Origin of the sequence: Chryseobacterium kimseyorum, assembly GCF_025971945.1 — a bacterium.
GTDB lineage: Bacteria > Bacteroidota > Bacteroidia > Flavobacteriales > Weeksellaceae > Chryseobacterium > Chryseobacterium kimseyorum.
Genome location: NZ_JAPDHW010000033.1, coordinates 1 through 8,348 on the forward strand (window position 1 = coordinate 1; position 8,348 = coordinate 8,348).

8 protein-coding genes and 1 pseudogene are annotated in these 8,348 nt (G+C 34.8%); 6 read left to right on the forward strand and 3 right to left on the reverse strand.

The features are described from left to right. Positions 1-208: 208 nt before the first annotated feature. Together OMO38_RS20010 and OMO38_RS20015 are read left to right on the forward strand one after the other, a co-directional pair. A complete protein-coding gene (locus OMO38_RS20010; RefSeq protein WP_264751950.1) occupies positions 209-823 on the forward strand; it encodes a DUF4142 domain-containing protein in 615 nt (204 codons plus the stop codon). 13 nt (positions 824-836) lie between these two features. Further along, positions 837-1,319, forward strand: coding sequence for a PA2169 family four-helix-bundle protein (locus tag OMO38_RS20015; RefSeq protein ID WP_264751951.1), 483 nt, complete (start codon positions 837-839; stop codon positions 1,317-1,319). Between the two features lie 1,530 nt (positions 1,320-2,849). On the opposite strand, the gene ccoG is transcribed toward OMO38_RS20015, so the two are convergent. Next, the gene (ccoG, locus tag OMO38_RS20020; RefSeq protein ID WP_264751952.1) at positions 2,850-4,304 is read right to left on the reverse strand and encodes a cytochrome c oxidase accessory protein CcoG; all 1,455 of its coding nucleotides are present in this window, start codon (positions 4,302-4,304) and stop codon (positions 2,850-2,852) included. A 71-nt stretch (positions 4,305-4,375) separates the two neighbouring features. Further along, positions 4,376-4,966, reverse strand: a complete 591-nt coding sequence (locus OMO38_RS20025) for a Crp/Fnr family transcriptional regulator (RefSeq protein ID WP_264751953.1) — start codon at positions 4,964-4,966, stop codon at positions 4,376-4,378. Between the two features lie 448 nt (positions 4,967-5,414). Here OMO38_RS20025 and OMO38_RS20030 point away from each other — a divergent pair, with 448 nt between their 5' ends. Further along, positions 5,415-5,711, forward strand: a complete 297-nt coding sequence (locus OMO38_RS20030; protein ID WP_264751954.1) for a hypothetical protein — start codon at positions 5,415-5,417, stop codon at positions 5,709-5,711. Between the two features lie 426 nt (positions 5,712-6,137). Here OMO38_RS20030 and OMO38_RS20375 read toward each other — a convergent pair. Continuing rightward, positions 6,138-6,387, reverse strand: a pseudogene (locus OMO38_RS20375) (transposase); the annotation flags it as partial. Between OMO38_RS20375 and OMO38_RS20035 the strand changes: the two are divergent. The 3 genes from OMO38_RS20035 to OMO38_RS20045 all read left to right on the forward strand — a co-directional run. After that, a complete protein-coding gene (locus OMO38_RS20035; protein ID WP_264751955.1) occupies positions 6,303-6,680 on the forward strand; it encodes a type 1 glutamine amidotransferase family protein in 378 nt (125 codons plus the stop codon). The pseudogene OMO38_RS20375 and the gene OMO38_RS20035 overlap by 85 nt on opposite strands. A gap of 416 nt (positions 6,681-7,096) precedes the next feature. Continuing rightward, positions 7,097-7,861 (forward strand): succinate dehydrogenase/fumarate reductase iron-sulfur subunit, encoded by a 765-nt coding sequence (locus OMO38_RS20040; protein ID WP_264751956.1) that lies wholly within the window; start codon positions 7,097-7,099, stop codon positions 7,859-7,861. Positions 7,862-8,134: 273 nt separating this feature from the next. Further along, the coding region (locus OMO38_RS20045) for a hypothetical protein (protein ID WP_264751957.1) at positions 8,135-8,348 on the forward strand (214 nt) is incomplete at its 3' end.

Here is an 8,348-nt window from a genome sequence, read left to right on the forward strand (position 1 = left end):
TGGCTAATGATAAAGTCTGGATTATGAATGCGAAATTCTCGGAACTCACAGACAGTACCAATGTACCGTCTAAGAGATTTGAAATTCAGCATGCACGCCTGATGTCGCTGCCAAAATAAGTATCTGATCGCTTTTTTTTCAGACAACTCTCAAAACTATAACAATAACAACAACAAAACTTTAAATATCAAACCAATTAAAATTTATTATGAAAAAATCAATTGTAATGCTTTTAGCAATCGCAACAGTGGTTGCTTGTAACAAAAAAGAAACAACGGCTGCTGATCATTCGGGAGATCACACCGAAATGTCTGCTTCGACTGATTCTAGTATGACCATGAACAGTGATTCGACTGCCTCATCTGGCACTACTTCAGAAGCTGCCCCAATAAGCGATCAGGATAAAAAATTTGCAGATGTTGCGGCTAAGGGTGGAATGATGGAAGTAATGGCCGGTGAACTTGCAGTTAAAAATGCAACGAACCCAACTGTGAAATCTTTAGCAGATATGATGGTGAAAGATCACACTAAGGCAAATAATGAGTTGAAACAGTGGGCTTTAGCTAATTCGTATACTCTACCGGCAAATTTAGATGTAGAACAGCAGAAGAAGTATGATGAATTAAAAGCCAAAAAAGGAGCTGAATTCGATCGTGCTTACACAGATCAAATGGTGATTGATCATAAGAAAACAATTGCTGATTTTAAAAAGGAATCTGCAGAAGGATCTGAAGCTTCTTTAAAATCATTTGCAGATAAAAAAATTCCTGCTTTGGAACATCACTTGATGGAATCTGAAAAGGCAAAAACCGCCGTGAAATAATTTAAGACTTTATTTGAGAATTTTATACCAATTAAAATATTATCTGGATTATAAAAAAACAGTAGCAACATTAAATGACTTGCTTAAGATTACGAACGACAGAATACAAGGTTTTAGCAAAGTTGAAGAAAAGGTATGGGATCACTATCTCCACTTAAAAAATAACTACGAGGAGATGATTAGAGAATCTCAAACTATGAAATCTGATCTACTTGGTTTGATTACTAATAGGGGTGGAATAGCAGACGATACCTCAACTACTGCCGGTGCATTAAACAGAACATGGATTGATTTGAAAAATTCATTCAGCGGAGATAATAGTGAAGCTACTTTGGAAAATGTTATGTTTGGTGAGAAAGCCGCAATCCGCAGCTATCAAGCAGCTTTAGACAGCGGTGATCTTTGCTCAGAAAGCACATTTCTTGTGGCAAGTCAACTGGAGAAACTAAAATCCTCTTACAATAAATTCAGCAGTTTAGAGAGAAATTTAGATTAATTTTTATATTGTATAGTAAGTTAGTACTCCTGTCTACGAAAGTTTCAGGAGTTTTTTGTGGATTATAAAAGATGCGTTTTAATATCGAAATTTGTTACGGCACTTACCCGGAGTAAATTAGATAGGATCTCAATGACGCTTGTTATGCAGGGTCGGCTAATTTTTTTATTTAGCACCTCCGGACATCATCTCATAGACAATCAGCATTTCTGCATGCATCATCAGAATCGTACTGTTTCATGTAATAAAAACATGATTATTGATATCACAGATGCTGCAGAGATCTTCGAAATCTATATAAAAGGAGCAAGCTGTAATAAACTTTTACTGTAAACTTCTTGTAATCAAGAAGTAATTTTTAACGGTAAAAAATAAGCTTTATGACTATCATCATAGACAGCATATATACAACCGTTTATATTTGATATGAATATACAGACATAAGTAGATGGAGCATAATTAAACATTCACTACTTACTATACCATGTAACTAACCATCAATATAACCATGACTAAATTCAAGATTTTTGTTACCACGGCATTACTGTTCATCATTGTTGTTTCTTGCAAATGTGATCCGGACGATGATGATAATTATAATCAATTAAAATCAGAGGAAGCCAAAATAAAAACAGATCAGGACAGTTTGATTTTTAAATAACTATTAAGACGCCCTATCGAGAAAATTCAGTTTTGTTGAATTCCATTGCCAGAATTTATGTGATTCACCATCACATAAAAGAATATAGGACATAACAACTAGACAGGAAAAAAGCAGGTTGCAACGTACTGCCGTTTTATCCTAAGAATATCTTCCATTGCTCTGTGTTGGTGTGGTGTACATAAAAAATACCAATCACTTGATAATTTCGATTGCCTCAGGACTGGAAAAGTAATAAGCATCAATGAGATCAGCGAAATTTTGATGAATGGAAAGGAAACAGTCTCAATTGCTGAGAGCATGACAGCAGGTATTATGCTGGGTGCATTCTCTGAATGTCCAACTACAAATTATTCTACTAAGGAGGTATAACCGTTCATAGCCCTGAAAAAATCGTCAAACTACTGAAGGTCGATGTCGCAGAAAATAAAAACGGTAAGGACGTCTCGACATTTGTCGCCGAGACTATGGGTCGCCATGCCTGTAAGCTATTTGAATATGACTGGTATATTGCCGTATCAGGATATTGTATTCCGAAGAGGCAATCTGCCTATGAATTTTTGCCTATTATTCTATTTTCCATAAAAAAAAAGTCGTTTTTTCACATAAATTGGAGGCACTAAGTGGTTTGGATTCCCTACGCATTAGTTGTACATACAGAAGAGATTTTAACAAAATTTCTTAATCAGCTACAGTCGTATCATTAACTGAAAAGTAGGGCAAGCATCTGAATATTTTGTAATTAGATTTCATTTATAAACTAATTATCATATATTTCGACGTAAAGACGAAAATAAATTTTATCACAAGCTGCTATAAATTTATTGATTTGTGATAGGACAATACGTATTGAAGAAAAGCATTAATAACTAAAATTGAAGTTTAAACGGACCTTCGAAATACGTTTGATAGCTATCTAGCAAACTGCCATCTTCGCCATATACTCCGATGCTGATATTTTGTTTGGATAACTCCATTTCATTTTCAGGAAAACTGATGTTGATTGATCCCTTTGTAATTTGATCTCTTTGTACAATAATTTTACTTGAGGCACTGTACGTGATGTCACCGTTTTTTGGTTCTATGATTTTAATAGTTACTGTTTTTTTCTTGTTTGACTTGTTTAAAAAAGTATAATTGTAGGTATTTGTGATTTTGCTATCTCTAACGAAAAATGTACTTCCTGCAGGCTTGATGAATTTCACTTCCATTTCACCGCGGTTGTAAAGCATAAAGCCTAATAAAAATTGTAAACCAATAAGAATAACAAGAAAACTGGCCATTCTGGTGGTAAATCGAGTTGGTTTTCGTGTTTCGATCTCTGTCTCAGTGGCATATCTTACAAGGCCTCTGGGTAATCCGACTTTATCCATTACTTCATCACACGCATCAATACATGCTGTACAATTCACACATTCCAACTGCTGCCCGTCTCGAATGTCTATGCCCGTCGGGCATACAACTACACACTGGTAACAATCGATACAATCGCCCTTTCCAGCAGCTTTTCTATCTTCTCCTTTTCGCCATTTTGAACGGTTTTCTCCTCTGTTAAAATCGTAAAATACATTGATGGTTTCTTTATCAATGAGTACTCCCTGAAGTCTTCCGTAAGGACAAACCAATGTACAGACCTGCTCTCTGAACCATGCAAAAACAAAGTAAAATGCTGCACTGAGCAAAATCATTGCAATGAAATTGGTCGGATGAGCAAACGGTCCTTCGGATACTATTCTGATGACCTCTTTATATCCAACAACGTACATAAACATAAAGTGAGTAAAAATAAGAGACAGGATTACATAGACTGTCCATTTTAATCCTCTTTTCCATATCTTTTCTGTATTCCATTCCTGGCGATCAAGTTTCATCTGTCTGTTCCGGTCACCTTCAATGGCATATTCAATTTTCCTGAAAACATTCTCCAGAAAAATAGTTTGTGGACATATCCAGCCACAAAAAATTCTTCCGAAAGCAATGGTAAAGATAATGATACAGATCAGCGATACAATTGCTCCCAACGTCAGAAGATAGAAATCCTGAGGATAAAACGGTAATCCTATGATATAGAATTGTCGGTTTATCAGATCAAATTGTAAAAATGGATTTTCATTGATTGTAATAAATGGAACAGCAAAATAAAACGTAAGTAAGATATACGCAACAATATTTCTATAGTTGGTATACCTTCCTTTAGGTTTTTTAGGAAATACCCATTTTCTTTTACCTGACTGTTCCATCGTACCTATCGAATCCCGATAGGTTTCCGGATCCAGGACCTGACCTTGTCCACCACGAAGTTCTGTTTCTTCTATTTTTGACATGTGAATAATTAATTTGTATAATTCCCGTTTAATAGATACGATTTGTAGGAAAATGATGAAATTCTGCAATTCTAATAAAAAATTGTACTGTTTTCAAGTTTTACAATATTTTCTTTTTCCATTTGCTTAATCGTCCTGATAACAGTTTCAATTCTTATGCCGGTCATTGATGCCAGCTTCTTTCTCGTAAAATTGACTTCAAATGAATACTTTTCCTGAAAATTACTGTAACTTTTGAAATATTTAAGCGCACCAATGATCCGAATATCAGGCTGCAATGATATATTGCTTTGCATCATCATATACTTCTGAAATAGTCTTTCAGAAAGGAATTTATCCAACGAAATATCCGTATTTTTGGAAAGCAGTCGGAAGAAATTATCTTTTTTGATTTTTATAATTTCACAGGGTAAAAGTACTTTGGCATTTACCGGATATTTTTCATTAATAAAAAGCAGTAATTCACAATCGCTTAACCACAGCATCAGTATACTTTGTATGATCTCCTTTCCATTTTCATCAAAATGGTTCAACTTGATTCTGCCCCGCGGTATTTGATAATAGTGATGAGGATGATCTCCTTCTGAAAATATAACTTCTACGGAGGCAATAAGCAAAGTTTCAGCTCCAAAGGAGAACAAGAGGTTGCTATTAATCAGCATAGTAGAAAAATGTGTATTTATGACTGGTCTTATCTAAAGTCTTATTAAGGCACAGGCGTGTATCACCGGTCGTAGTAAAGTTATGTGCAGTTGAATATATATTTCATGACTTTAGTCATATTGTTGCAGCGGACTTGACGTGAAATGAGTCGATTGTTAGTCAATATTTACAGGTCGTTTATGACTGTGATCATAAATACAATTGTAAGAGTTAATCTACCTTCGTTATACGTAGACATTTTTAATTAATTTTTTAGTACTATAATTTGTAAGAACCTTCACCGAAGATATGGGCAAACACAAATAAAAAAAAATAAACGTAGGTATCTCTACATCATTACTACAATAAGTATAGCTAAAGGTCACTAAGATAGATGCGTCTGACTAATATTTTATATAACCTTTCAGAAATTCTTAGAGGTCATTAGCTGATTTTAATTTAATGAATATGAAATATAATATCCGAACAAGTTGTGAAGGTTTGATCATCATACATCCTTCTAAAATTTTAAAAATATGCCGACCAAACAGTATCGAAGGAACTAAGTCTTTAGGTGCACCAGTTATAATTAATGTAGATCACATTTGTCTGGTAAGTTTCAATCGTGAGGGTAATCCTTGTTATTTTTTGAGCAACGGTTTTGAAGTTGCAATCAATCTTCCGATCGATGTGGTTTCTAAGGCGTTTGAAAATGCCAAGTGTAAAAAGGACTCGGAGTTTGTAAGTGAACCTATTGAACATTAATCAATTTTGCCATTGCATCAACTAATACTATTTTTCACAACAAATAAATAGTTATTATACGCGGAGGACTTAACGGAACTATTGTTTTGCAGATATAGTTAATCATCGCGATTTCCTTTCGGGAGCATATTAGAGGCAACAATTAATTGTTGACAATTCTGTAGTCATGTATGTCCTCCTTAATATTCTTTAAGGTGTTTTTGTATTGTTATCTTGGCTTTTCATCCATCCGCTCCCTGCTGGAATTATTGCAAAAATAACCTACGTATCACAATTAATATTTATATTTTAGTATGCGTGATAATTAACTGATCGGACTGATGATTAAAGAATAATGCTGATAAAAAGTAATTGATAACGAAATGTATAGATGGTATTAAATTTTAATAATTATTTATCAAGTATATTTCTTTTAAATGTCCCGTCAAATTCTTGTTTCAAGATACCATTAATCCTCTCTGCTACTGCATTTTCTACGGATTCGAGTTCTGTGTCATGCTGCATTTAATGCTGTTTTTTTTCAGTTAATTTTGATACTCATTCGAGCAATACTGAAGACCTCTATCCGAGTGGTGAATCAACGATTCTCAGTTGACTTTTTTATTTTCAAAGCTTTTCTCAAGGCTATTAAACTGCTTTCTGTATTCAAATTATCTGCTACATGATGCCCCACGATCTACTTGGAATAAGCGCCTTGAGCTGCAACAAGGTTTGGGATTTTTGAATAACTGTATTGTAGATATACAGTATTCCCAAAAAATAAGCTATAATAAACTCGCTTATACGGTTGTAAAACATCATGATTTACTTGGCTTTGGTTTAGGAAGTGGGACCGTTCTCATTGTACAGAATGGTTTCGTTGGAGTGTGTAAAGGTGATGGAACGATCATGCTGGTAAATGCCAGAGAAACTAAACGTGTACGAAAAATTTTAGAAATCCAAATCGATCATTCTATGAGAGCGATTTAAAAGGTTTGGTAATGATTGATGGTTCTATAGTCAACCTTCACAGTGGTGGAATATATGAAGCGTTGTAAATGCAGTTCCAATCGGTATCAATGTAAATCAAGCGAAGACTTAGAAAATGTAATTGCAGATCATCCATTGAGTAGCATGTAGTGCCAATGCCGTGCATCAATGCTAATAAATCATGATTTCATCACGTTTCTATCTTTAAATTTTTTTTTAATGACCTTCTTAAAGTGACCTTTGTTATAAGCTTAAAAATGAGGAAGCGGAATCTATTTTGAAACCTTTTTGCCGATGATAAAAAATATTTATTAGATTCTCAGTGCTTTATGACTCTCCTCATAGTAATGCAATTTACTGTATTGTAGCTTTATCAATCATACTGGCAGACGGTAATCACCTCACATATAAAGATTATGAATACTAAACAAAATCTCAATTTAACATTAAAGATTTGGAGACAAAAAAATAACCGTTCAAAAGGTTTGTTTGAGATCTACAAAATTTCTGACGTTTCAACGGAGTCTTCCTTTCTTGAAATGCTCGATCAACTAAATGCCAATCTTATTGAGCAAAATTTAGAACCGGTAGCTTTCGACCATGACTGCAGGGAAGGCATTTGTGGAATGTGCTCTTTATATATCAATGGAAGAGCTCATGGACCCGATACGGGAATTGCAACTTGCCAGCTGCATATGAGAATGTTTCACGATGGGCAGACCATTGTTATAGAACCTTTTCGGAGTAAAGCTTTTCCTGTAATTAAAGACCTGATCGTCGATCGAAGCTCATTTGACAGAATTATGGCAGCCGGGGGTTTTATTTCAGTTAATACTTCTGGCAATACATTGGATGCAAACTCAATATTGGTTGACAAAGAAGATGCAGACAAAGCAATGGATGCCGCTGCATGTATCAGCTGTGGAGCTTGTGTCGCATGTTGTCCAAATGGTGCGGCCATGCTTTTTGTAGGAGCAAAGGTTTCTCATTTTGCATTATTACCGCAAGGGCGAGTGGAGGCGAAAAGACGTGTTCTTAATATGGTTAAAGCGATGGATGACGAGGGATTTGGAAACTGTTCCGTAATTGGGGCCTGCGAGGTTGAATGTCCAAAGCATATTTCTTTAGATAATATTGCCAGAATGAATCGCGAATATATGTCCGCCTGGTTGGATAAATAAATTCATTGATGTTGTTGCAAATTTGGCTAAGCCTTTATAACATGTAATATGGCTCGCAAATAAAAACTGAGCATTCAGATACCCACCAATATAATGATGCTTCTCATTTTTGTACGAATATTGCATATTGTAGTTTTTAGTCAGTTGACAGATTATATTTCAGTTAATTGATACCGAATTTTTTTAATATTGATGCCATTTCCCTATGACTATGGTCATATGAAATCATCAGACCTTTTACTAAAATTGTTTAACCTAAATTAACATTATTATATGAAATATTTACTATGCTTCAGCCATCTGTCGTGGAATTTTGTATTCCAGCGACCTCAACACGTTCTGACAAGGTTTTCAAAAAATTATCACGTATTCTATTTCGAGGAACCAAAAATTGGAGATTCAGACATGTATATTGTCGATATGCAGGATGGCGTTTCAATTGTTCAACTGTTGGTTACCAATCATAATGAGACGACCGCAGACCGTA

Excerpts from the sequence above, each read along its gene's own strand:
- ccoG (WP_264751952.1), bottom strand. The coding sequence starts at position 4,304 with ATGTCAAAAATAGAAGAAACAGAACTTCGTGGTGGACAAGGTCAGGTC.
- OMO38_RS20030 (WP_264751954.1), top strand. The coding sequence starts at position 5,415 with ATGAAATATAATATCCGAACAAGTTGTGAAGGTTTGATCATCATACAT.
- OMO38_RS20010 (WP_264751950.1), top strand. The coding sequence starts at position 209 with ATGAAAAAATCAATTGTAATGCTTTTAGCAATCGCAACAGTGGTTGCT.
- OMO38_RS20025 (WP_264751953.1), bottom strand. The coding sequence starts at position 4,966 with ATGCTGATTAATAGCAACCTCTTGTTCTCCTTTGGAGCTGAAACTTTG.
- OMO38_RS20040 (WP_264751956.1), top strand. The coding sequence starts at position 7,097 with ATGAATACTAAACAAAATCTCAATTTAACATTAAAGATTTGGAGACAA.